Annotated in this window: 21 protein-coding genes; 7 read left to right on the forward strand and 14 right to left on the reverse strand. The window is 51.7% G+C overall.

Features of this window, described 5'->3' with window-relative positions:
• Positions 1–113: 113 nt before the first annotated feature.
• From recC to FEM44_RS25720, 10 genes are all read right to left on the reverse strand, one after another.
• Positions 114–3482 (reverse strand): exodeoxyribonuclease V subunit gamma, encoded by a 3369-nt coding sequence (recC, locus tag FEM44_RS04030; RefSeq protein WP_135521187.1) that lies wholly within the window; start codon positions 3480–3482, stop codon positions 114–116.
• A gap of 12 nt (positions 3483–3494) precedes the next feature.
• Positions 3495–3818 (reverse strand): prepilin-type N-terminal cleavage/methylation domain-containing protein, encoded by a 324-nt coding sequence (locus tag FEM44_RS04035; RefSeq protein WP_135521185.1) that lies wholly within the window; start codon positions 3816–3818, stop codon positions 3495–3497.
• Complete coding sequence (locus tag FEM44_RS04040; RefSeq protein ID WP_135521183.1) at positions 3803–4210, reverse strand: DUF2509 family protein; 408 nt, start codon at positions 4208–4210, stop codon at positions 3803–3805. Before FEM44_RS04040 ends, FEM44_RS04035 begins: the two co-directional genes overlap by 16 nt.
• On the reverse strand, positions 4207–4770 hold the full coding sequence (locus FEM44_RS04045) for a prepilin peptidase-dependent protein (RefSeq protein WP_135519921.1): 564 nt from the start codon (positions 4768–4770) through the stop codon (positions 4207–4209). The genes FEM44_RS04040 and FEM44_RS04045 overlap by 4 nt, the downstream gene beginning before the upstream one ends.
• On the reverse strand, positions 4761–5231 hold the full coding sequence (locus tag FEM44_RS04050; RefSeq protein WP_135405603.1) for a prepilin peptidase-dependent protein: 471 nt from the start codon (positions 5229–5231) through the stop codon (positions 4761–4763). Before FEM44_RS04050 ends, FEM44_RS04045 begins: the two co-directional genes overlap by 10 nt.
• Before the next feature lie 184 nt (positions 5232–5415).
• On the reverse strand, positions 5416–6210 hold the full coding sequence (gene thyA / locus FEM44_RS04055) for a thymidylate synthase (RefSeq protein ID WP_000816232.1): 795 nt from the start codon (positions 6208–6210) through the stop codon (positions 5416–5418).
• Positions 6211–6216: 6 nt separating this feature from the next.
• A complete protein-coding gene (lgt, locus tag FEM44_RS04060; RefSeq protein WP_135521179.1) occupies positions 6217–7092 on the reverse strand; it encodes a prolipoprotein diacylglyceryl transferase in 876 nt (291 codons plus the stop codon).
• 150 nt (positions 7093–7242) lie between these two features.
• On the reverse strand, positions 7243–9489 hold the full coding sequence (gene ptsP, locus FEM44_RS04065) for a phosphoenolpyruvate--protein phosphotransferase (protein ID WP_135521177.1): 2247 nt from the start codon (positions 9487–9489) through the stop codon (positions 7243–7245).
• 12 nt (positions 9490–9501) lie between these two features.
• On the reverse strand, positions 9502–10032 hold the full coding sequence (rppH, locus tag FEM44_RS04070; RefSeq protein ID WP_130207736.1) for an RNA pyrophosphohydrolase: 531 nt from the start codon (positions 10030–10032) through the stop codon (positions 9502–9504).
• A gap of 352 nt (positions 10033–10384) precedes the next feature.
• Entirely contained in the window at positions 10385–10531 is a 147-nt protein-coding gene (locus FEM44_RS25720; RefSeq protein ID WP_276319965.1) for a hypothetical protein, read from the reverse strand.
• Between the two features lie 185 nt (positions 10532–10716).
• Here FEM44_RS25720 and mutH point away from each other — a divergent pair, with 185 nt between their 5' ends.
• From mutH to FEM44_RS04100, 5 genes are all read left to right on the forward strand, one after another.
• Entirely contained in the window at positions 10717–11418 is a 702-nt protein-coding gene (mutH, locus tag FEM44_RS04080; protein WP_130221488.1) for a DNA mismatch repair endonuclease MutH, read from the forward strand.
• A 58-nt stretch (positions 11419–11476) separates the two neighbouring features.
• Positions 11477–12190 (forward strand): TerC family protein, encoded by a 714-nt coding sequence (locus tag FEM44_RS04085; RefSeq protein ID WP_064529833.1) that lies wholly within the window; start codon positions 11477–11479, stop codon positions 12188–12190.
• Between the two features lie 141 nt (positions 12191–12331).
• Entirely contained in the window at positions 12332–12550 is a 219-nt protein-coding gene (gene ygdR, locus FEM44_RS04090) for a lipoprotein YgdR (RefSeq protein WP_000758660.1), read from the forward strand.
• Positions 12551–12657: 107 nt separating this feature from the next.
• The gene (locus tag FEM44_RS04095; protein ID WP_135521175.1) at positions 12658–13698 is read left to right on the forward strand and encodes an NADP(H)-dependent aldo-keto reductase; all 1041 of its coding nucleotides are present in this window, start codon (positions 12658–12660) and stop codon (positions 13696–13698) included.
• A 156-nt stretch (positions 13699–13854) separates the two neighbouring features.
• Positions 13855–15525, forward strand: a complete 1671-nt coding sequence (locus FEM44_RS04100; protein ID WP_135521173.1) for a DUF4139 domain-containing protein — start codon at positions 13855–13857, stop codon at positions 15523–15525.
• A 38-nt stretch (positions 15526–15563) separates the two neighbouring features.
• On the opposite strand, the gene lplT is transcribed toward FEM44_RS04100, so the two are convergent.
• The gene (lplT, locus tag FEM44_RS04105; RefSeq protein WP_135521171.1) at positions 15564–16757 is read right to left on the reverse strand and encodes a lysophospholipid transporter LplT; all 1194 of its coding nucleotides are present in this window, start codon (positions 16755–16757) and stop codon (positions 15564–15566) included.
• Positions 16750–18909 carry a bifunctional acyl-ACP--phospholipid O-acyltransferase/long-chain-fatty-acid--ACP ligase gene (gene aas / locus FEM44_RS04110; protein WP_135521169.1) on the reverse strand — a complete coding sequence of 720 codons (2160 nt, stop codon included), beginning with the start codon at positions 18907–18909 and terminating at the stop codon, positions 16750–16752. The genes lplT and aas overlap by 8 nt, the downstream gene beginning before the upstream one ends.
• Before the next feature lie 585 nt (positions 18910–19494).
• On the opposite strand from aas, the gene galR reads away from it, so the two are divergent.
• A complete protein-coding gene (gene galR / locus FEM44_RS04115) occupies positions 19495–20526 on the forward strand; it encodes an HTH-type transcriptional regulator GalR (protein ID WP_130207752.1) in 1032 nt (343 codons plus the stop codon).
• 6 nt (positions 20527–20532) lie between these two features.
• On the opposite strand, the gene lysA is transcribed toward galR, so the two are convergent.
• A complete protein-coding gene (gene lysA / locus FEM44_RS04120) occupies positions 20533–21795 on the reverse strand; it encodes a diaminopimelate decarboxylase (RefSeq protein WP_135521165.1) in 1263 nt (420 codons plus the stop codon).
• A 121-nt stretch (positions 21796–21916) separates the two neighbouring features.
• Between lysA and lysR the strand changes: the two genes are divergently transcribed.
• Positions 21917–22834, forward strand: a complete 918-nt coding sequence (gene lysR / locus FEM44_RS04125) for a DNA-binding transcriptional regulator LysR (RefSeq protein ID WP_135521164.1) — start codon at positions 21917–21919, stop codon at positions 22832–22834.
• Positions 22835–22838: 4 nt separating this feature from the next.
• Here lysR and ygeA read toward each other — a convergent pair whose 3' ends face one another.
• Positions 22839–23531, reverse strand: a complete 693-nt coding sequence (gene ygeA / locus FEM44_RS04130; protein WP_135521162.1) for an amino acid racemase — start codon at positions 23529–23531, stop codon at positions 22839–22841.

A 23531-nucleotide genomic window follows, 5' to 3' on the forward strand; every position in this document is an offset into this window, starting at 1 on the left:
GCCAGAATTTAATCTTGTGCTGAACGAGTCAGCCTATGTCTATATATCCATCAGTCCGTGACTGGTGCGCATCATAAAGTAAGCGAATGAATTGCGCAATTTTTATACAGCACTCATGACTGATTAAAGCGAAACAGCGGTAACAGGAAACGTTGCGATTGTTTAACGATGGCTTCCATTGTCTCTGGCGTTAATTGCCGCCATAGCCGTTGATACCAGATATCATCACCTTCGCCACGCACCATCATGTTGCTTTCGTAAGCCTGAAGGAATTTCGAACGAGCTTTTTGCAACGTGGATTCGTCGTCCAGCATGGCATCGTTTTCTGCGTCATAACAGGTTTTTAACCACGCGCCGCCGCTTTCAGGTAACACCAGCAATGGCGCGGACATACCTTCACGATACCCTTCAATCAGCTGTGAGAGGTAATGTAAAGCCTGTTCGGCAGCAAGCGGCGGAAAACGCCACTCGCCGTCTTTGCGTAGAAAAAGGCGACTTTCACCATTACCACCGCTGGCACAGTAGACAAGGTGTTCCAGCCAAAGTTGCATTCCCTGCGCCACACTTAATAAAGATGGGCGCCAGCGCAACAGGCCATCCGACTGGACCTGCGGCAACCAGCCAGTTATCTGCACGCCGTTGCAGGCGAGATCGATTTCCATGCTCTGGCCCGGCTGACGACAGGCAATAACTCTGTCGGCAAGCTGCTGCATCTCCTGGCACTGCGTTTCCCAGAAAATTTCACCAAAGGCGCCATACGGCAAATCCCCTGCCGCCCGGAATCGGCGGAACAAGCGTTCGGCATCATCCTGCTCGACCAGTGCATTTAATAACTGCTGGTTGATTTGATAACGACTAAGCCCTTCAAGAATAAAAGGTTCGGTGTCGGGAATTTCGCTGTCTTCGGTACGGAAGTTCACTTGCAAACGCATCTGGAAAAACGCCCGCACCGGATGCGCCCAGAATCGTTGTAGCGTTTCCAACGGCACGGTTTCCGGCAAGGTAAACGGTAGCGGCTGAACAAATTCAGAATGTGCCTTACCTGCCTGGCTGGCCGCGGGTAGCCACTCGCGCGCATAGCTTTGTAAGTTACCGGGCTGGTAGTTTTGCGGGTCAAACGGCATCCGGGTATGGTGGCAAGTAAGATGCGCTTTTACCCTTGCCTCGCTTTCATCACAGTTAAGCGCTTCATCGCCCGGTAGATAATGGCTTTGCCCGATGTAGTCGATCAGTTCCTGCACCAGAACTGACGGGAATCGTTCGCTGTTATCCTGAATAGAGCGGCCGATATAGCTGATATAGAGTTTTTGTTGCGCGGAAATTAACGCTTCCAGGAACAGATAGCGGTCGTCATCGCGACGGCTACGGTCACCGCGCTTCGGTTTCTGGCTCATCAGGTCAAAGCCCAATGGCGCAAGCTGGCGCGGGTAAACACCATCGTTCATTCCCAGCAGGCAAACCACTTTGAATGGGATAGAACGCATCGGCATCAGAGTACAAATGTTAACTGGCCCCGCGAGAAAACGCTGGCTGATACGTTCTTGATCCAGGCGTTGTGCCAGTTCATCACGTAACAGCGATAGCGGCACCGCGTCGCCATACTGCGCACCTAAACCTTCAGCGATAATCGCCTGCCATTGTTGCTCAATAAGCGTCATTGCCGCTTCGGTTTCCGCATCCGGCAGGAAGAAGGCGTTGAGCATATCGCGGCAAACCGGCAGCCACTCCTCAAGCGGGCGCTCCTGCGCCAGCCCGCGACGCCAGATGTTTAGCTGCATTAGCAGTGACGCCAGGTGTCCTACCAGCTCTGCAATCAGGCCGCTCGATTCATCGTAAGGTAGAACCGATTGCCATTCCCCCTGAGCACTCTCCATCGCGTAGCCTAGTAACATACGCGTCAGGCCAAATCGCCAGGTGTGTTGTCCGGTAGCGGGGAGTTCCAGCTCACGAACGTTATCGTCATCTATGCCCCAACGAATGCCGGATTCGTTGACCCACTGGCGCAAGTAACGCAGCCCTTCTTCGGTAATGTCAAACCGCGCCGCCAGCACCGGCACATCCAGTAATGCCAGCACATCCTCCGATACAAAGCGGCTGTCCGGCAACGATAACAGGCTGATAAACGCTTCCAGTACAGGATGAGACTGCCGCGCCCGACGGTCAGAAATGGCATATGGCAGATACCGATCCGCTGGCGCACTGCCAAACACGGCCTGAATAAACGGACTGTAGCTGTCGATGTCGGCCACCATCACGATGATGTCGCGCGGAGTGAGTGTCGGATCTTCTTCCAGCATCGCCAGCAGGCGATCGTGCAAAACTTCAACTTCACGCTGCGGGCTGTGGCAAACATGGAATGTAATGCTGCCATCCTGCGGATCAAGCGGGCGTTTGTTATCACTACGGGAAAACTCTTCGAGGTTCACGCCCGCAACGGCGCGGTTTTCCAGTTCCAGAATGTCGGACTGTATGTTATGCAGCAGATTGTCTGGCGTGACATCGACAAAGGCGTCCAGCTCCTGACTGTTCTCCAGATCGGAAAGGAGATAGATATAGTCGCGCCCCAACTTGCCCCAGGAGGCCAGTAGCGGGTTGCCGACATCCTGTTCACCGTCGCTGTTAAAGAGCTGTCCCGCATTTTCGCTATCGCGAAATAGAGGCAATTCGCGATCTTCAAAACTGTGTCGACGCTGGCGGGTCAGCAGTTTCGCCAGATAAGCAGGATCTTTAATATCGCCCCAGTAATAACGGCAAGGGTTGGTAAACAGGAGATGGATTTCAATATGTTTACCCAGCGCCTGCAGCGCCTGTAAATAAACTGGCGGTAACGCGGAAATACCGCATATAAAGACGCGCGAAGGTAAGCCGGGTGGGCAGGTCGTCGCAGACTCCAGTGTTTCGATAAAGCGTTGATAGAGATTGGCACGGTGCCAGCGCGGTTGCCCGAGTTCATGGGTATATTCCACCAGCGCCTTCCACAACGGCGCTTGCCAGGCCTGCGCTTCTCCCAGCCCTTCAACCAGATGTCCCGCTTCCCACTGTGCCAGCCAGTCCGGGCGATAGACCAGATACTGATCAAACAGGTCCGCCGCTTTTGAGGAAAGCTGGAACAGTTTTCGCTTGTCGCTATCGTCAGTCAGGTAATGACGCAACAGGGTAAAATCTTCGCGATCCAGCAGTTGCGGCAGCAGAGTCATCAGTTTCCAGCTCATACTCCGCTTGTTAAAGGCGCTCTCTTTGGGGATCTCCGGCAATACGCGGACGAACATATCCCAGATAAAGCTCGCCGGCAGCGGAAAATCAATGTTTGCCGCAATGCCAAACTTCTGCGACAGCGTCATTTGCAGCCACTGTGCCATACCGGTACTTTGCACCAGAATCATTTCTGGTTCGAAAGGATCGTCCAGCCGTTCGCGTTCGACGATAAACTCCATCAACGCTTCCAGCACGTCCAGACGATTGGAATGGTAGACCCTTAGCATAGCGGCTCCTGACTACTGACGATTCGGGCAATGCAGGCGGGTCATCTCGCCTTCTCTGCCCCCGGGTGAAACTAACGTAACGCTGATGCTGACACATCCCGCCTGCGATGTCTGCATTCGGTTAACCTGCCAGTTGGCAGGTGGCGAAATCGCGCGCAGTTGCGTTTGCTGCCAGCCATGCCGCCAGAGTTGCAGATACTGGTTTCTGCTGGCAAAACTGTTCATTAATGTTCTCTGATACCCCGATAACGCAGTGACAATCATCACCATCAGCACCATCGCCAACATCACCTCCGGCAGGCTAAAACCTTGCTGATTCTTCAGGGAAGATGACATAACGCTTCCTCTTTCAGCGGACAAAAATCACTCCAGCCATGTGGCGAAAATACGATATTCCCATCGATGACTTCCCCCATTCGCCATAATGAAACGTCTTCATAACCGGCTATTAGCAAGGTTTTATTATCCGCAAGTATTCGCAGGCAAGCTCGAGCACCCGTTGCGGCATATTGCGAACACTGAACAGCTTGCTGTACCTGCCAGGTATGCATTTTCCCCCACTCAAGCGCCGACTGCACAATGGCCTGACGGCGTAATGACTGGCTTTCCATTGTCACCCGAGAGGCAAAACTGCGATCCTGCTGGCTCATTCCCTGTAGCAGCAAGCTACCCAAAACCAGCAGCATCAGAACCAGTGCCAGCGATGAAACACCCTTTTCGCGGTTCATAGGTTGAATCCTGTCACGCTATAGCTGGCATCCACCACGGTTTGTGGATCAGCCTTGCTGGCAGCGTGCATATTAACCGTCAACGTCGGCGAGAAACCGCTGACATCCTGACGCATGACCTGAAAAGTATCGATAATGATGGCATCCGGATTAGTGACTTTATCCCAGCCCTTACCTTCACAAGATGTCGCACCGCGTAGCGTTTCCAGCACATGTTCTTTCAGACGAAATCCAATCTGGTCGGATTCTTTTCCCGGCTCACGCTCCCAAATGCCGTTACTGTTCGCATCCCACTGCACAATGATGCAGTCACCCTGCCCAACAATTTTCAGACCTTCACCAGAGCAGGTTCCATGACAATAACCTGCTCTCTGGAGATGCTTCGCGACTGTAAATACCCGCAGCCAGATTTCATCTTCCAGCGCCAGCTTGCGAGTAGTAATCAAACTTTCACGCTGTAATGCGGGCAGAAATCGCGCAGCTCCCAGCAGCAGTACGCTACTGATTGCCATAGCAATCAGCACTTCCAGCAGAGAAAAACCTTGCTCTTTTACAGGCATCCTTCAGTTTCTCCTTGCTGACAAAGCCGGAGCCTTCCCCACGGCGAAACCACCAACCACCACTCGCCCGCTGAATTTTTGAAGCGAATATGTCCGGCCCATGCAGTATTGCGTAAGCCAAAGAAAGTGAGCGAAGGTGTCAGGTCGCTCATTTCGACTTCGGGCCAGCGAGGCACAAAGACCAGCGGTGAACTGCCATGACAGGTATTCGCCCCAGCGGCGGCACTCGCAAGACACCATGACGTTCCCTCCCTGATGACACCGATACTGTGGTCGCGGTTATGCCAGTTGGCATCCTCACGTAAATAGAGCAAATAGTCTCGCGCCTGGCTGGCGGTTTGCCATAACCGTTGCGACTGCTGCCAGTACTGCCAGCCATAGAGACCACTTGCACTTAGCATGACCAAAATCAGCATCGCGACCAGCGTTTCAATCAGCGTATAACCACGTTGTTTTTTCATGCCGGCAGTATGCGGCGCGGAGAAAAAAAGACGAGTGCCAGTTTCTATTTCTTCGGCACGTCTTCCGGACTATTTACCCTGTTGCAGGGCGTTGCAAAATTTCGGGAAGGCGTCTCGAAGAATTTAACAGAGGATAAAAAAAACCGACGCACACTGGCGTCGGCTCTGGCAGGATGTTTCGTAATTAGATAGCCACCGGTGCCTTAATGCCCGGATGCGGATCGTAGCCTTCAATCTCAAAGTCTTCGAAACGGTAGTCGAAGATGGATTCGGGTTTACGTTTAATAATCAGCTTCGGCAGCGGACGCGGTTCACGGCTTAATTGCAGATGGGTTTGATCCATATGGTTGCTGTACAGGTGCGTGTCGCCACCGGTCCAGACAAAATCACCCACTTCAAGATCGCACTGCTGCGCCATCATATGCACCAGTAACGCATAGCTGGCGATGTTAAACGGCAGCCCCAGGAAGACATCACAGGAGCGTTGATAAAGTTGGCAAGAGAGTTTGCCGTCTGCCACATAGAACTGGAAGAACGCATGGCATGGAGCCAGTGCCATTTTATCCAGTTCCCCCACATTCCACGCCGAAACAATAATACGGCGGGAATCCGGGTCGTTTTTCAACTGGTTCAGCACTGTGGTTATCTGGTCAATATGACGTCCATCTGGCGTTGGCCAGGCGCGCCACTGTTTGCCATATACCGGGCCGAGGTCACCGTTTTCATCAGCCCATTCGTCCCAGATGGTGACATTGTTTTCGTGCAGATAAGCAATGTTAGTGTCGCCCTGCAGGAACCACAGCAGTTCGTGGATGATGGAACGCAGGTGGCAACGTTTGGTTGTCACTAACGGGAATCCATCCTGCAGGTTAAAACGCATCTGATGACCAAAAATGGAAAGCGTTCCGGTTCCGGTACGGTCGTTTTTCTGTGTGCCTTCGTCGAGCACTTTTTGCATCAGTTCTAAATACTGTTTCATGGTTCCTCAGGAAACGTGTTGCTGTGGGCTGCGACGATATGCCCAGACCATCATGAAAACACCCGCGACGATCATCGGGATGGAAAGAATTTGCCCCATGCTGATGTACTGCACCCAGGCACCGGTAAACTGCGCGTCGGGCTGGCGGAAAAACTCAACAATGATGCGAAACGCGCCGTAGCCAATCAGGAACAAGCCAGACACGGCCCCCATCGGGCGCGGTTTACGAATATACAAGTTGAGGATAATAAACAGCACCACACCTTCCAGCAGCAGTTCGTATAACTGTGACGGGTGGCGAGGCAGCACGCCGTAAGTATCAAAAATGGATTGCCACTGCGGATTGTTTTGCAGCAACAGAATATCTTCGGTACGAGAACCCGGGAACAGCATGGCAAACGGGAAGTTCGGGTCAACGCGGCCCCACAATTCACCGTTAATAAAATTGCCCAGACGCCCGGCGCCAAGACCAAACGGAATAAGCGGTGCTATAAAATCAGAGACCTGGAAGAAGGAACGTTTGGTGCGGCGGGCGAAGATAATCATCACCACAATCACGCCAATCAGGCCGCCGTGGAAGGACATGCCGCCGTCCCAGACACGGAACAGATACAGCGGATCGCCCATAAACTGCGGGAAATTGTAGAACAGAACATACCCAATACGTCCGCCAAGGAAAACACCAAGGAAACCCGCATAGAGTAAGTTTTCAACTTCATTTTTGGTCCAGCCACTGCCTGGACGGCTAGCCCGACGCCCAGCCAGCCACATCGCAAAAATGAAACCCACCAGATACATCAGGCCGTACCAGTGAAGCGCCACGGGTCCTATTGAGAAAATGACCGGATCGAATTCCGGAAAATGCAGATAGCTACTGGTCATCTGTCACCACAAGTTCTTGTTATTTCGCTGAAAGAGAACAGCGATTGAAATGCGCGCCGCAGGTTCCAGGCGCTCCAAAGGTGCGAATAATAGCACAAGGGGACCAGGCTGGTTGCCGGATACCGTTAAAAGATATGTATACGATCCGCGCTATAGCCCCCCGCGAATCAGCCCCCCCATGCCGCGACGCTCCATAAATGCCGCAACCTGATGACGAACTTCAGTCGCCAGTTGTGCTTCCAGGCTGCGCTGCGCAAGGTTTTCCGCTTCGGCAAAATCAATGCGCCGCAGCAAATATTTTACGCGCGCGACAGAACGCCCGTTCATAGACAGATGGCGATACCCCAGCCCAATGAGGATTGCCACGCACATGGGATCGCCCGCCATTTCACCGCATAAACGCAGATCGATTCCCTGCGTTTCCGCTTCACGAGCGATCATTGCCAGCGCACGTAACATCGCAGGATGCAGGCTGTCATAAATGTTCGCAACTCGCGTGTTGTTACGATCAACAGCCAGGATGTATTGAGTCAGATCGTTGGTGCCAACAGAGATAAAATCGACCCGGTTTGCCAGATGCGGCAGCATAAACACCATCGATGGCACTTCCAGCATGATACCGATACGCGGTTTCGGGATCGCATAACCGATCATCTCCTCGACTTCACGTCCGGCTCGTTCAATCAGGCGGCGTGCTTCGTCAACTTCATCGAGGCTTGTGACCATCGGCAATAAGATGTTCAGGTTGCCCGTTGCTGCATTAGCACGCAGCATCGCCCGCACCTGGATCAAAAAGATCTCCGGCTGATCGAGCGTAATGCGGATCCCACGCCACCCCAGACATGGATTCTCTTCGCTGATAGGCATGTAAGGCAGTTGCTTATCAGCACCAACATCCAGCGTGCGCAGCGTGACAGGTTTATCATTGAACATTTGCAACATGCCCTGATATTGCGCCACCTGCTCTTCTTCCGACGGGAAACCGCTTTGCAACATGAAAGGAATTTCAGTGCGATAAAGGCCGATACCATCAATGCGGCTGCCCAGTTTTTCTTCATGTTCCGGGCTTAAACCCGCATTGAGCATGACTTTAATGCGCTCACCGCTTTTTAACTGTGCGGGTAAATTGACGTCATCTTCCGCCAGTCGGCTTAGCTCATTTTCTTCGCTAATTAGCCGTTGGTATTCTTGTAGCAGCACCGGTTCCGGGTCGACCAATAATTCCCCGCGATAACCATCAACAATCAGCGTCCGATGATGCAGCACTGAAGGTTGAATGTCCGCCCCCATCACGGTAGGAATACCCAGCGCGCGCACCATAATCGCCGCATGGGAGTTGGCCGCACCATCGCGTACGACGACGCCGACTAAGCGATCCTGGGGCAACTCCGCAAGGGTCGTCGCCGACAATTCATCTGCCACCAGGATGAAACGTTCCGGCCAGGCGTTCGGCCCCTGATTTGCATCATCAAGGTGAAACAGCAACCGCTGGCCCAGCGCGCGTAAATCGCCAGCGCGCTCTTTGAGATAGTTATCACTTAACGCGGCAAACTGTTCAGCAAATTTTTCAATGACCGTTTTCACAGCCCACTCAGCGACCGAGCCTTTATCCACCTCGGCAAACAGTTCGCGACGCAAACGGGTGTCGGAAAGCAGGTGCGAGTAAAGATCGAAAATGGCCGCAGTTTCTTTCTGCGCCCCGGCAGCAAAGCGTTTGCTGTAACGACGAAATTCGTTAGCTGCCTCTTCCAGCGCTCCGGTCAGGCGCTCACGTTCCAGCGCTGGATCCAGCGTTGATGCCTGATACACCTGTTCCATTAAGGGTAAAGTGGCATCCTGCCAACCTTCGGCAATAGCCACGCCGGGTGCAGCCGGTAATGCGCGGATTCGCGTCTGGCGATATTGTCCGAATAAGGCAGTCAACTGCGACTGGGAAAGAATGGCCGCCATCTGAGTGGCGAGCGTCACCAGAAAGGATTCTTCGCTTTCATCGTACTGGCGTAGCTCTCGTTGCTGCACCACCAGCACGCCAAGCAATTGGCGACGCTGAATAATCGGAACGCCTAAGAAAGCACGGAAACGCTCTTCTTTTACGGAGGGGACATATTTGAAGCTGGGGTGTTTTTGCGCATCCGCAAGGTTTATCGGTTCCGCCAGCCTGCCAACCAGGCCGACGATCCCTTCATCAAACGCGAGCGTTACGGTACGACCTCGCGGTTTTTTCAGCCCCCGAGTCGCCATCAGGTAGTAACAACGTCGGTCGTGATCGGCCAGGTAGACCGAACAGACTTCGGTATCCATCGCAAGACAGATGTCGGTAACCAGAATATTCAACGCCTCGTTAAGGCGGGGAGCACTGGCTACCTTTTCGACTATTTCGCGCAGGCGAGTGAGCATAATTGGCGTGACTTAACCTCTTTTACGTCGATAAGTAGATGCGTTTTGTGGTTTAGGCGTATTGTCCTGTAGCGCCATCACAACACTCGCAAACTCTTTCATTACCCTGCGGTAGACATCACGTTTAAATGACACCACCTGTCTGACCGGATACCAGTAACTTACCCAACGCCAGCCGTCAAACTCTGGAGTACTGCTGGTTTGCATATTGATTTCCGCATCGCCGCTCACCAGCTGCAAGAGAAACCATTTTTGTTTTTGGCCGATACACACCGGCTTCGTGTCCCAACGCACCAAACGTTTTGGTAATTTGTAGCGCAACCAGTTACGCGTTGAAGCAAGGATTCGAACGTCTTTGCGGCTTAATCCTACTTCTTCAAACAATTCACGGTACATCGCCTGTTCTGCGGATTCTCCGGGGTTAATTCCGCCTTGCGGAAATTGCCAGGAGTGCTGACCAAATCGACGGGCCCACATTACTTGCCCCTGACGATTACAAATCACGATACCTACGTTTGGGCGGTAGCCATCGTCATCAATCACCGGACTACCTCAAAATAAAACTTTATATGCGAATGATTGTTTCATACTCCTGGAAGGCGGTAAACCACTCTCTGCAAGGCATTACACACTAATAACAATTGAATAACTCACAGTTAAGTGCAGAGTTATAAACAGCAGAGGGGGAACATCACCGTTTTTATTCACCTTTTCTGTGGATAGAGTTGTGAAGAAGTACGGAATTACTGCGGGAAAACCCAGAGCATTCTGAACACCCCTGATTCAGGCATTACAAAATAATAATTACTAATCAATGAACTAGATGCTTAAATTGCTACCAAACAGGTAAAATCGTGACCTGTATCACACTCACTGTATACGAGGTGGTGAAAGATCAACCAATGTCGTATTTATCCACAGAATGTGCCAATAAGTTAAGCACCGCATCACTAAAAATTGGAGTTTCGTCGCACGTCAAGGCTGTAAATGGAAACAGTAGTGAGGGTTTTTCACAGTTATCCCAGCTTTCTGTGGATAACATGGTGTAAGATCCTGTTTATTTTCAGTGACCAGATTTGGAAAACCTCCTCATACGTTGCGCAACGTGGTTATCTGAAACCTAAAAAGCAATATAAATCATGCAATTGAATAACACGCGTGGAAAAAGTTACACTTGGCATATCCGGTATAAAATTGCTGCTCAATTTTTAATCAAGGTATAACAACATGCTCCAGCCTCGCCCATTGCTCTCTCCACCAGAAACTGAAGCGCAGTTATTTGCGCAAGCACAGCAACTTTCCGGTTACACATTGGGTGAGCTGGCGGCACTTGCCGGGCTGGTTGCACCGGAGAATTTAAAGCGCGATAAAGGCTGGATAGGCGTGTTGCTGGAAATTTGGCTTGGCGCCAGCGCGGGCAGTAAACCTGAACAAGATTTTGCGGCCCTGGGCGTAGAGCTAAAAACGATTCCTGTGGATAGCCTTGGCCGTCCTCTGGAAACCACTTTCGTTTGCGTGGCGCCTTTAACCGGCAATAGCGGCGTCACCTGGGAAACCAGCCATGTACGTCACAAGTTAAAACGCGTGCTGTGGATACCTGTAGAAGGCGAGCGCAGTATTCCTCTGGCGCAGCGGCGCGTAGGGTCGCCATTACTGTGGAGTCCAAATGACGAAGAAGAACGGCAGTTACGCGAAGACTGGGAAGAATTGATGGATATGATTGTTCTTGGTCAGGTTGAAAGAATTACCGCTCGTCACGGGGAATATTTACAGATAAGACCTAAAGCGGCGAATGCGAAAGCGCTCACCGAAGCCATTGGCTCCCAGGGTGAACCGATTCTGACACTGCCACGCGGCTTTTATTTAAAGAAGAATTTCACCAGTGCGCTATTGGCTCGTCATTTTTTGATCCAGCACCCATCGCTTTGACCTGCCGCATTCCGGGCATATAATTACCGCTTCATTTTTTTTGGCAGGGCTTTGTTTGATGTTATTTGCATGGGTAACCGATCCTAACGCCTGGCTTGCGCTCGGTACGCTGACGCTGCTGGAGATCGTTCTTGGGATCGATAATATTATTTTCCTCTCGCTGGTGGTGGCAAAACTACCTACAGCACAACGTGGCCACGCGCGGCGTCTGGGTTTGGCAGCGGCTATGGTCATGCGTCTGGCGCTGCTGGCGTCTATTGCCTGGGTCACGCGTCTGACGAATCCGCTTTTTACAATATTCAGTCAGGAAATTTCCGCTCGCGATTTAATTTTGTTACTCGGCGGTCTGTTCCTTATCTGGAAAGCCAGCAAGGAAATCCACGAATCCATTGAAGGCGAAGAAGAAGGGTTGAAAACTCGCGTTTCATCATTCCTCGGCGCTATCGTGCAGATTATGCTGCTGGATATTATTTTCAGCCTCGACTCGGTGATTACCGCAGTGGGCCTGTCAGATCACTTATTCATAATGATGGCAGCAGTGGTGATTGCCGTAGGCGTGATGATGTTCGCCGCGCGCTCGATTGGTGATTTTGTCGAACGACACCCTTCGGTAAAAATGCTGGCGCTCTCTTTCCTGATTCTGGTGGGCTTTACCCTGATTCTGGAAAGTTTCGATATCCACGTACCGAAAGGTTACATCTACTTCGCGATGTTCTTCTCTATTGCGGTTGAAAGCCTCAACCTGATTCGCAACAAAAAGAATCCGCTCTGATATTCCGTTCGCTCTCCTGCGGGAGAGCGTTCGGCCAGATCTCTTCCTCACAGTTTAAGATTTTCCTGCTTTCATGATGTATAACGTCAGATTATAAACAGTCTATTATCATTAATGGGCAAAATAGGTGAGGATGACCGGATGAAAAAATGGGCAGTATTAATTTCTGCAGTCGGACTGGCATTTGCCGTTTCCGGCTGTTCCAGTGATTACGTCATGGCGACCAAAGATGGCCGTATGATTTTGACAGATGGAAAACCGGAAATTGATGATGACACCGGGCTGGTGAGTTATCACGATCAGCAAGGTAACGCGATGCAAATAAACCGTGATGATGTTTCGCAAATTATTGAACGTTAAAAAATAAGGTCAGCATCCGGCTGGCCTTAAGATTTTTCTCTTTCCCTTTTCCCTTCCCTCTGCCATTTTTATATTCCTTATGTCGTGATTATAAAAAGGAAACGGCTATGCAATATCACCGTATACCCCACAGCTCGCTGGAAGTCAGCACGCTGGGGCTTGGCACGATGACGTTTGGTGAACAGAACAGCGAAGCCGACGCCCACGCACAACTCGACTTTGCCGTTGCTCAGGGCATCAACCTTATCGACGTTGCCGAGATGTACCCGGTACCGCCACGCCCCGAAACTCAGGGGTTAACCGAAACCTATGTCGGTAACTGGCTGGCAAAACATGGCAACCGCGAAAAATTAATTATCGCCTCCAAAGTGAGCGGACCGTCGCGTAATAATGACAAGGGGATCCGACCGGATCAGGCGCTGGACAGGAAGAATATTCGCGAAGCTCTGCATGACAGCCTCAAGCGTCTGCAGACTGATTATCTCGATCTCTATCAAGTGCATTGGCCACAGCGCCCCACCAACTGTTTCGGCAAGCTCGGTTATAGCTGGACAGATTCTGCCCCTGCGGTTTCGCTGCTGGATACGCTGGACGCACTGGCAGAGTACCAACGCGCGGGGAAAATTCGTTATATCGGCGTGTCGAATGAAACCGCATTTGGCGTAATGCGCTATTTACATCTCGCGGATAAACACGACCTGCCGCGTATCGTCACCATTCAAAACCCCTACAGCTTGTTAAATCGCAGCTTTGAAGTGGGCCTTGCTGAAGTCAGCCAGTATGAAGGCGTCGAGTTACTGGCTTATTCGTGTCTTGGTTTTGGCACGTTGAGCGGGAAATATCTCAACGGCGCAAAACCGGCTGGCGCGCGCAATACCCTCTTTAGCCGCTTCACTCGCTACAGCGGTGAGCAAACGCAAAAAGCCGTCGCGGCGTATGTTGATATAGCCAAACGTCATGGTCTGGATCCAGCTCAGATGGCTCTGGCCTTTGTGCGTCGTCAACCGTTTGTTGCCAGCACTCTGTTGGGCGCAACAACGATGGAACAGCTGAAAACTAACGTCGAAAGTTTGCATCTGGAGTTAAGCGAAGACGTGTTGGCAGAAATTGAAGCGGTGCATCAGGTTTATACTTATCCGGCACCGTGATCCTCTCGCCTGGCGTTTTGCGCCAGGCGTCTTTTTTCCCACTTTTCAGAATATATTCACTACTTTTCGCCACATCTTTCCTGACAAAGCGCAATAGACTCTTTCGGTCAACGCCAGCGCGCGTTTCAATGTCTGTGCCCATTGTTAAGGATAACCATGTTGATTTTCAAACCTCTTCCCCTCGCCATGTTGCTTACTGGGTGTATGTCCTCCGCCTGGGGGACGCAATTAACCCAACCGCTAACACTTAAAGACGTCACTGTTTATCTGCATGGCGCCAGCCTGCAAGGTGAAGAGACACTCAACTTACCGGCAGGTGAAAGCGAAATCATCTTCACCCATATTGCCAATTCAGTAACCGACGACAGCATCGCTATCTCTATCGATAACGGAGTGACGGTGCTTTCCTCACGTATCGCGCTAATGGAAACACAGCCGAATGCGTTGCCGTCAGAGATTCAGCAACAGTTAAAAGCAGCAAAGGTGGAACAGACAAAACTAACCGCCGAGAAAAACAATATTGCGGCTCAAATTAAGGTATTAGAGGCAAATAGCACATTAACCAATAAAAGTGCCGCCGAAGTTGGCAAGTATCTGCAAATGGTGAAAGAGAAAAATGGTGAGTTATTACGAGCCGACAATGAGTTGACGCAGAAACTTGCTGATAACCAGCTTGAAATTGAAAAGCTGGAGCAACGCGAGAGTATGCGTAACGGCGATTCAGAGGCTGCCAATGATCCGCAGGTTATTATCGCTAAGGTCTATGCCCCCCAAGCCGTTACGGCGAAGGCGGTGGTGCGCTATATGACGCCAAATGCCGCATGGACGCCGCTCTATGATATTCATGCCAGCGCCATTAACCAGCCGCTGCGTCTGGTTTATAAGGCTAATATTCGCCAGTACACCGGGCTTGCATGGAAGAACGTTAATCTCGTGCTCTCGACCAATGAACCTGATACCCATCTCACCTTGCCGCAACTGGAAACACAGTATGTGGATGTACCGGAGTATGGTGGTGTAAGCGGCTCGATTTCTGCTTCAGCTAAAAAGCGGAACCCCGTAATGGAACAGCATTCGCCAGAGTCCTCTGACCAGGATGCCTCAGAATTGCAGAAAGCCCTGGAGACAGAGATGCAAAAAACAAGGGAGCAACGAGCCGGGCGCATGTATGCGGCATCAGCAGCGCCCGTTTCACCGCGCCCTGAAAGTTTCACTGCGCAAAATGTTCGCTATGCGCTTTCTTTACCGTGGCAAATCGACAGCGACAATACCGCGCGCACCATGGTAATCAAAGAAGAGTCAGTCTCTGGCAAATATCGCTTTTTCGCCATTCCAAAACTAAGTAATGATGCTTATCTCCAGGTACAGATCAAAGACTGGGAACAGTTGAATTTGATCCCCGGCGAAAGTCAGATCTTCTTTGGCAACAACCGAACCGGCGTGGGTTATTTGCAGCCGCCGGAAGATGGTAAGTCGCTGGATATTCAGCTTAACCGCGATCCTAAGTTGATTATTCAGCGTAAAGCCGCACTCAAAAAAGAGAATGCGTTATCTATCTTTAACGACAGCGCAATACGTAACTTCAGTTACACCCTTAATGTGAAGAACAGCTACGGCGAAGCGGTGGATATCACTCTGCTCGACCAGATCCCAGTCAGTGCTAATAGTGATATTACGGTAGAAAAAATGCAGTACGGGCAGGCGCAGTTTGATGCGAAAACGGGTGAACTGACCTGGACGATGAAACTGTCAGGCAAAGATAACGTGAGTCTGCCATTCTCTTACAGCGTGAAGTATCCGAAAGGTATGCACCCTTCGGGAATGTGACCTTCACCAGATGGCTGAATGTGCCATCTGGCAAAAGATTAATGACGGCGTTGCCAAATCCACAGCGCCGTTATTGCCAGCGCAAACAGCGCACCAAAGCCAATGCCTATGGGCACGACTGGGATGCCTACCATTACTGCCAGAGAGTAAATTCCTAACATCAGCAGCATGGCGCTGTTTTCGCCGAGATTCTGTACTGCAATCGCATTCCCCGCCCCGACGCTTTTTTTGCCTCGCTCCTGAAGTAACGCATTCAGAGGAACGACAAAAAAGCCCCCCAGCACGCCAATCAACATCAGCAAGGCATAGGCTGGCAGCAGCTCGTGTTGCAGGGAGAAAATCAGCACCACCACGCCAATCAAAATGCCGGCTGGCATGCAGCGTGATACGGTTTCCAGGGTGACCAGTTTTGCTGCCGCCCCCGCACCAACCACGATACCAATCGCCACCATCGCGTTGAGGTAGGTCGGGGTCGCGTTATCGGTAATGCCCAGCGCCACCGGCACCCATAGCACCAACAGGAAACGCAACGTAACCCCCGCGCCCCAGAATAAACTGGTGCCTACCAGCGAAAAACGCGTTTCACCATTGCGCCATAGCGAGGTGCAGGCATTCAGGAAACTGCGGGTCATGTTGATAAGATTCCACGACTGCCCCGGACGCGCCGCCGCCAGTTTCGGAATGTAGAGATTTGCGGCTACCGCGCCAGCATAAGCCATCGCACAGGCCGCCAGCGCGGCAAGAACATGCCAGTCCGCCAGCACGCCACCGGCTACGGAGCCGAGCAAAATCGCCGCAATGGTGGAGGCTTCCATCAAGCCATTAGCCTTCACTAACTGATTACCGGTAGTTAACTCGCCAAGAATACCGTATTTCGCCGGAGAATAAGCCGCTGCACCGACGCCCACCAGCGTATAACCGAAAAACGGATTAATGCCAAAACAGATACTTGCAGCACCCAGCAACTTAAGGCCGTTGGCAAACATCATTACCCGGCCTTTCGCAAAGCTATCCGCCACCTGACCGACAAACGGCGCAAAAAGAATGTAAGCCCCCACAAACACCATTTGTAGGATTGGCTGACTCCAGTCTGGGTAGAACTGCGCTTTCAGTAGCGCCAGAGTGGCAAACAGCAGTGCATTATCGCCAAACGCAGAGAGAAACTGCGCGGCGATAACCGCTTTCATTCCCTTCGACCATAGCGAAGTGTTAGTGTGCACTGACTCACTCATCGTGTTTTTCCGCTTCGTCTACCCAACTTTTCAACGTGACAAAGTCAGGCTTGCCGCTGCCCAGTAATGGCATCTGTTTCAAATAGCGAATGTCACGCGGTACGGCAAGTTCCGGTACGCCGTGCTCGCGGGCGTATTGCTGTAGTTTATCGCGCGTCAGTTCGCTGTCTGTAGTGAACAATACCAGCGCCTCGCCTTTACTGGCGTCGCTCTTAATCGCGGTGGCATGGACTTTATCTGGAGAAACACCAAGTGCCAGTTGTTCCACCATTTCCAGTGAAACCATCTCTCCGGCAATTTTGGCGAAGCGTTTTGCCCGCCCCTGAATCTGCACAAATCCCTGTTCATCAAAACGCACGATATCGCCAGTGTCATACCAGCCGCGCTCCATCTCGCCGCGAACATTCTCGGCGGTGGGCACTTCCAGCACGCCCGGTTTCTCCACTCGCAGGTAGCCGTTCATTATGTTCGGCCCTTTTAGTTGCAGGCGACCACCTTCTTCAATACCCGGAACCGCCAGCAGACGTGCATCCATCCCCGGCAAAATGCGCCCGACGGTGCCGGGTTTCGCTGCCATCGGTACGTTGATGGACACGACTGGCGCGCATTCAGTCACGCCGTAGCCTTCAAGAATACGCAGACCAAATTTATCCTGCCAAAGTCGTTTGGTGCCTTCTTGTAGTTTCTCCGCGCCAGCCACCACATAGCGTAGACGATAGAAGTCATACGGGTTGGCGAAGCGCGCGTAATGACCAAGGAAGGTCGAAGTGCCGAAAAGCACCGTACAACTGCGGTCGTACACCAGTTCAGGCACAATGCGGTAATGCAATGGACTGGGGTAAAGGAAGACTTCTGCGCCCGTCAGCAGGGGCGTAAACAGGCCAACCGTTAGACCAAAAGAGTGAAATAGCGGTAACGCCGACATAAAGCGATCGTTGGTGGTGAAATCGGCAATCGTTTTAATCTGTTCGACGTTCGCCAGAATGCTTTTATGGCTATGGACGACGCCTTTCGGATGGCCTTCAGAACCGGAGGTAAAGAGGATCAGCGCCTCTTCTTCTGGCTGCTGTTTTACCTGTGCCAGACGCGGCATCAACAGATGGGCGAAGATCCACACTTTGTCGGCAGTGGTGACATCCGCTTTTAAATCTTCCAGATACACCCAGCGTACCTGAGTCAGCTGCTCCGGCAGATGCCAGAGTTTGCCTTTGTCGAGGAACTGGCGGGAAGTGAAGATAGTTTTGATTTCAGCCGCCGTAATGGCGCTGGTCAGCCCTTTTACCCCGGCGGTGTAGTTCATCATTGCCGGAATACGGCGACGGGCGATGGCCCCAAAAATCACTGCCGCACTAATGCCCGCATTGGGCAGCATTAAGCCGATTCTTTCCCCTTCAACGCTATATTTTTCGAGGATGCGACCAACAAACAGTGTTTTAGTGAGCAACTTGCGATAGGTATCCGGGGTAAAGTTGACGTCTTCGACACACTTTTTCCTGGCCCCAAAACGGTACATTGCGCTCAGTAGTGATTCGTACAGAGTTTCACGTGGGCGTACCGCCATACGCGCTTCCATCATAATTTGGTGCAGCATTTCCCCCGCGATTTTACGGCGGTCACGGGCGCGCGGCGCATCTGGCATCGGCACCTGCGTGGGAGGCAAAATATGCAGATGAATTTGCGGGAACAAGCGCCGTTTAACCAGACCTTTCAGGCGACTGAAGTGCGTAAGCTCCGCCCCTTCAATTCGCACTGGAATGACTGTCGCACCTGACTTCGCAGCGACAAAACCCGCGCCATCGTAGATTTTCATCAGCGAGCCGGTTGTCGTGATTCGTCCTTCAGGAAAAATCACCACCGGTCGCCCCTGTTCAACCAGACGTACCAGATGTTTAATTGCCATGGGTTGCGTCGGGTCAAGGGGAACGAAGTCGATCAATGATTTCAGCCAACGCATATACCACTGCTGGCTGATGGAGGTGTAAACGGCAAAAACAGGGCGAACAGGTAAAAACAGCGCCAGCAGAATGCCATCAATAAATGAGACGTGATTGGGCGTGATAAGAACGCGCTCGCCCTTCAGTGCCTGGGTGTCGCCTGTCACGCGAACACGGTACAGGACACGGCACAAATTACGAAAAAAGCTAAAAAGCATTCCAACTCCCTTTGCTCATTCTTTAATAAAAGCGAATGGTGCGAGATTACACCAGAAGGAGAACACGAGCGACAGTAAAATGGGTGCGAAAAAAAACCTGCGCATCCGCGCAGGTTGGTGCAAGAGACAGGGTACGAAGAGCGTACCGAATAATCTCACCAATCAATACCTCTGGGATCTTGATTGTGGTCCGCACGACGACGCTTCGCCAGCGAGAAAAAGCAAAGGAATGAAGGGAAATGCAACGAGGTGTGTAAATTGTCGGTTACTGTTACAGATTTGCGACAGGCAAAAAAAACCTGCGCATCTGCGCAGGCTGGTGTAATTCATGTGCTCAACCCGAAGTTGACTTCACCTATCAATACCTCTGGGATCACCACTTTATCAACCTGTAGACAAATGCCACCAGCAGTCAATCGCAACAGCGTTTCGCAAAGTGTAACCAAAGGTTTGCAATCTCTTTTTTTCCTTACGTATTCTCGTTTCGCGCACACTTCCCTCGCTGAAATCACAACGCCCCTTGAACCAACGGGCGTTTTCCGTAACACTGGCAGAATGTAAGCGTTTACCCACAAAGGTATTTTCATGGCGACCATTAAGGATGTAGCCCGACTGGCAGGCGTTTCAGTCGCCACCGTTTCCCGCGTCATTAATAACTCTCCAAAAGCCAGCGAAGCTTCTCGTCTGGCTGTGCATAGCGCAATGGAATCTCTGAGTTATCACCCGAACGCTAACGCCCGCGCGTTGGCTCAACAGACCACTGAAACGGTTGGACTGGTCGTTGGTGATGTTTCCGATCCGTTTTTCGGTGCAATGGTGAAAGCGGTCGAACAGGTGGCTTACCATACCGGTAATTTCTTATTAATTGGCAACGGTTACCACAACGAACAAAAAGAGCGCCAGGCCATTGAGCAGTTGATTCGCCATCGCTGCGCCGCGCTGGTCGTCCATGCCAAAATGATCCCGGATGCCGATTTGTCCTCATTGATGAAGCAAATACCCGGCATGGTGTTAATCAACCGGATCCTTCCGGGTTTTGAGAGTCGTTGTATCGCACTGGACGATCGCTACGGTGCCTGGCTGGCAACACGCCATTTAATTCAGCAGGGTCATACGCGCATTGGTTATCTCTGCTCTAACCACTCTATTTCTGATGCCGAAGATCGTCTGCGAGGGTATTACGATGCCCTTGCCGAAAGCGGTATTCCGGCTAATGATCGGCTGGTGACTTTCGGCGAACCGGACGAAAGCGGTGGCGAACAGGCGATGACTGAACTGTTGGGAAGAGGCAGAAATTTCACCGCCGTGGCTTGTTATAACGACTCGATGGCGGCAGGCGCGATGGGCGTGCTCAATGACAATGGGATTGATGTACCGGGTGAAATTTCACTGATTGGTTTTGATGATGTGCTGGTGTCACGCTATGTGCGCCCACGGCTGACCACGGTCCGTTACCCAATAGTGACAATGGCGACCCAGGCTGCAGAACTGGCATTGGCGCTGGCGGATAATCGCCCACTGCCAGAAATCACCAACGTCTTTAGTCCTACGCTGGTACGTCGCCATTCAGTTTCAACACCGTCGCTGGATGCAAGTCATAACGCAGCCAGCGACTAGCCGCGATTAAAGCAACTCGAGCGCCAGTAATTCCTCAATGGTCTGGCGGCGGCGAATCAACCGCGCCTGACCATTATCAAACAGAACTTCTGGCAACAGTGGGCGACTATTGTAGTTAGATGACATTGACGCACCATATGCGCCGGTATCATGCAGCACCAGATAATCGCCAGCCTTCACTTCCGGTAAGGCACGGGTTTCGACATTCCCCCCTTCCTGCTGGGTAAAGACATCGCCCGATTCACATAATGGTCCTGCGACAACGGTTTCCACCGTTGGCGCATGTTCAAGAGAGCGACCATCAGCCGCCAGCGCGCTAATATGGTGGTAACTGCCGTACATTGCCGGGCGCATCAGATCGTTAAATCCAGCGTCAACCAGCACAAAGTGGCGACTCCCCATTTGTTTGACGCTCCGCACCTGGGTAATTAACACACCAGACTGCGCTACCAGGAAGCGACCCGGTTCGATTTCCAGTTTCACAGGGTGACCGAGATGGCGGGCGATTTGCTCACGCGCGGCATTCCACAGACCATAATAATGTTCAGTATCAACCGCCTCTTCTCCCTGCTGATACGGAACAGAAAGCCCGCCCCCCGCAGAAATAGCCTGTAAATCCTGACCAAAATCGACAACCTGACGCACCATCGCACCACACACCTGTTCCAGATGCGCATAATCAACACCAGAACCGATATGCATGTGAATGCCAACCAATTGCATATGATGACGTTGTATCACGTCCAGTGCGGCTGGCAGATCGGTATACCAGATACCGTGCTTGCTGTTTTCGCCACCGGTATTGGTTTTTTGGCTATGTCCGTGACCAAACCCCGGATTAACGCGCAGCCATACCCTATGCCCTGGCGAAACCTGGCCCAGTTGGTCGAGCATATCAACAGAACCCGCATTCACCGGAATTTGCAATTCACTGACGCGTTCAAGCGTCATCTGATCGATAACATCTGCCGTAAAAACAATATCATCGGGGTGCGTTTGCGGATTGTAACCCGCCGCCAACGCACGCTCTATTTCGCCCAATGAGACGGAATCCACTTTCACGCCCTGTTCGCGCATTAAGCGCAAAATATGAATATTGGAACAGGCTTTCTGCGCGAAGCGCACCACATCAAACTGTTTCAGCGCTGCAATCTGCCGACGAATAATTTGCGCATCGTAGACCCACACCGGGCAGCCAAATTCTGAGGGCAAACGCAGTAGATTTTCGGCGGTGAGATCGGTATCGGTGCTGAACAGTGAATGTGGCATAACAAACTCCAGATAAGTGCTTTTTTATGATTACGCCACATCATAAAAAGAATAAAAAATATCGATTTATGTCGAGTCTATGCAAAAATGATATGGATTACCGGATTGCGAGAGAACGCCAATGGCCGCCGTTAACTTACGTCATATTGAAATTTTTCATGCGGTTATGACCGCCGGCAGCCTGACTGAGGCGGCACAACTGCTACATACTTCACAGCCAACTGTCAGCCGAGAACTGGCGCGCTTTGAAAAGGTGATCGGATTGAAACTGTTTGAACGCGTACGCGGTCGATTACACCCTACTGTTCAAGGGCTGCGTCTGTTTGAAGAAGTACAGCGCTCCTGGTACGGGCTGGATCGCATCGTCAGCGCCGCCGAAAGTCTGCGCGAGTTTCGCCAGGGAGAACTGTCTATTGCCTGCCTGCCGGTCTTTTCGCAGTCTTTTTTGCCGCCGCTGCTACAACCGTTTCTGGCCCGTTATCCTGAAGTCAGCTTAAACATTATCCCGCAGGAATCACCGCTACTTGAAGAGTGGCTTTCGGCACAGCGTCATGATCTCGGACTCACCGAAACGCTGCATACGCCTGCGGGTACGGAACGCACCGAATTACTGTCTTTAGACGAAGTGTGTGTTTTACCGCCGGGCCATCCGCTGGCGGTAAAAAAGGTATTAACACCGGAAGATTTTCACGGTGAGAACTACATCAGCCTTTCCCGTACTGACAGCTATCGCCAGCTGTTGGATCAGTTGTTTAGTGAGAATCAGGTTAAACGACGCATGATAGTAGAAACCCATAGCGCCGCGTCAGTTTGCGCGATGGTACGGGCGGGGGCGGGAGTTTCGGTAGTTAACCCGCTCACCGCTCTGGATTATGCGGCAAGCGGATTAGTGGTTCGGCGGTTCAGTATTGCGGTTCCCTTCACCGTCAGCCTGATTCGCCCTCTGCACCGCCCGTCATCAGCACTGGTGCAGGCATTCAGCAAGCATTTACAAACCGGTTTACCAAAACTGGTTGCCGCTCTTGAGGCTATTTTGTAGCGAATTACGACAGCATAAAGGCTACTGCATCCTCGGCATGAATAGCCGCAGTATCATACACAGGCAGAACACTGCGCTCTTCTGGCACCAGTAAACCAATTTCCGTACAGCCAAAAATGACGCCCTGCGCGCCCTGTTCTGCGAGGCGAGCAATCACTTGCGCATAATAAGTGCGAGATGTTTCGCTAAAATGCCCCAGACACAGTTCTTCAAAAATAATCTGATTAATTTTCGCCCTTTCATCCGCTTCAGGGATCAGACAGTCGATGGAAAATTGCTCCGCCAGTCGCCCACGATAAAAATCCTGTTCCATGGTGTAGCGTGTACCCAGCAGCGCCACGCGAGTCATTCCGGCACGGGTAATTGCACGTCCAGTGGCATCCGCAATATGTAAGAAAGGCAGTGAACAACGGGATTCGATAGCATCCGCTACTTTGTGCATCGTATTGGTACATAACACAATGCCTTCAGCCCCCGCCCGCTGTAAGCCAAGCGCCGCTTCAGCCAGAATTTCTCCTGCTTTGTCCCACTCCCCGCGACGTTGACACTCTTCTATTTCATGAAAATCAACGCTATGTAGCAGCACCTGCGCCGAGTGAAGCCCACCAAGTCGCTGTTTAATGCCTTCATTTATCAGACGATAGTAAGGAATAGTGGATTCCCAGCTCATACCCCCTAGCAGACCAATTGTTTTCAT

This window comes from Escherichia sp. E4742 (assembly GCF_005843885.1).
Lineage (GTDB): Bacteria > Pseudomonadota > Gammaproteobacteria > Enterobacterales > Enterobacteriaceae > Escherichia.

What these genes read in the sequence shown, in the direction of transcription:
- FEM44_RS04085 (WP_064529833.1), top strand. Translation starts at nt 11,477, where the DNA reads ATGTTATTTGCATGGGTAACCGATCCTAACGCCTGGCTTGCGCTCGGT.
- lysR (WP_135521164.1), top strand. Translation starts at nt 21,917, where the DNA reads ATGGCCGCCGTTAACTTACGTCATATTGAAATTTTTCATGCGGTTATG.
- FEM44_RS04100 (WP_135521173.1), top strand. Translation starts at nt 13,855, where the DNA reads ATGTTGATTTTCAAACCTCTTCCCCTCGCCATGTTGCTTACTGGGTGT.
- aas (WP_135521169.1), bottom strand. Translation starts at nt 18,909, where the DNA reads ATGCTTTTTAGCTTTTTTCGTAATTTGTGCCGTGTCCTGTACCGTGTT.
- thyA (WP_000816232.1), bottom strand. Translation starts at nt 6,210, where the DNA reads ATGAAACAGTATTTAGAACTGATGCAAAAAGTGCTCGACGAAGGCACA.
- mutH (WP_130221488.1), top strand. Translation starts at nt 10,717, where the DNA reads ATGCTCCAGCCTCGCCCATTGCTCTCTCCACCAGAAACTGAAGCGCAG.
- FEM44_RS04095 (WP_135521175.1), top strand. Translation starts at nt 12,658, where the DNA reads ATGCAATATCACCGTATACCCCACAGCTCGCTGGAAGTCAGCACGCTG.
- ptsP (WP_135521177.1), bottom strand. Translation starts at nt 9,489, where the DNA reads ATGCTCACTCGCCTGCGCGAAATAGTCGAAAAGGTAGCCAGTGCTCCC.
- FEM44_RS25720 (WP_276319965.1), bottom strand. Translation starts at nt 10,531, where the DNA reads ATGTTATCCACAGAAAGCTGGGATAACTGTGAAAAACCCTCACTACTG.
- recC (WP_135521187.1), bottom strand. Translation starts at nt 3,482, where the DNA reads ATGCTAAGGGTCTACCATTCCAATCGTCTGGACGTGCTGGAAGCGTTG.
- FEM44_RS04035 (WP_135521185.1), bottom strand. Translation starts at nt 3,818, where the DNA reads ATGTCATCTTCCCTGAAGAATCAGCAAGGTTTTAGCCTGCCGGAGGTG.
- FEM44_RS04040 (WP_135521183.1), bottom strand. Translation starts at nt 4,210, where the DNA reads ATGAACCGCGAAAAGGGTGTTTCATCGCTGGCACTGGTTCTGATGCTG.
- FEM44_RS04050 (WP_135405603.1), bottom strand. Translation starts at nt 5,231, where the DNA reads ATGAAAAAACAACGTGGTTATACGCTGATTGAAACGCTGGTCGCGATG.
- FEM44_RS04045 (WP_135519921.1), bottom strand. Translation starts at nt 4,770, where the DNA reads ATGCCTGTAAAAGAGCAAGGTTTTTCTCTGCTGGAAGTGCTGATTGCT.
- lplT (WP_135521171.1), bottom strand. Translation starts at nt 16,757, where the DNA reads ATGAGTGAGTCAGTGCACACTAACACTTCGCTATGGTCGAAGGGAATG.
- lysA (WP_135521165.1), bottom strand. Translation starts at nt 21,795, where the DNA reads ATGCCACATTCACTGTTCAGCACCGATACCGATCTCACCGCCGAAAAT.
- lgt (WP_135521179.1), bottom strand. Translation starts at nt 7,092, where the DNA reads ATGACCAGTAGCTATCTGCATTTTCCGGAATTCGATCCGGTCATTTTC.
- galR (WP_130207752.1), top strand. Translation starts at nt 19,495, where the DNA reads ATGGCGACCATTAAGGATGTAGCCCGACTGGCAGGCGTTTCAGTCGCC.
- ygdR (WP_000758660.1), top strand. Translation starts at nt 12,332, where the DNA reads ATGAAAAAATGGGCAGTATTAATTTCTGCAGTCGGACTGGCATTTGCC.
- ygeA (WP_135521162.1), bottom strand. Translation starts at nt 23,531, where the DNA reads ATGAAAACAATTGGTCTGCTAGGGGGTATGAGCTGGGAATCCACTATT.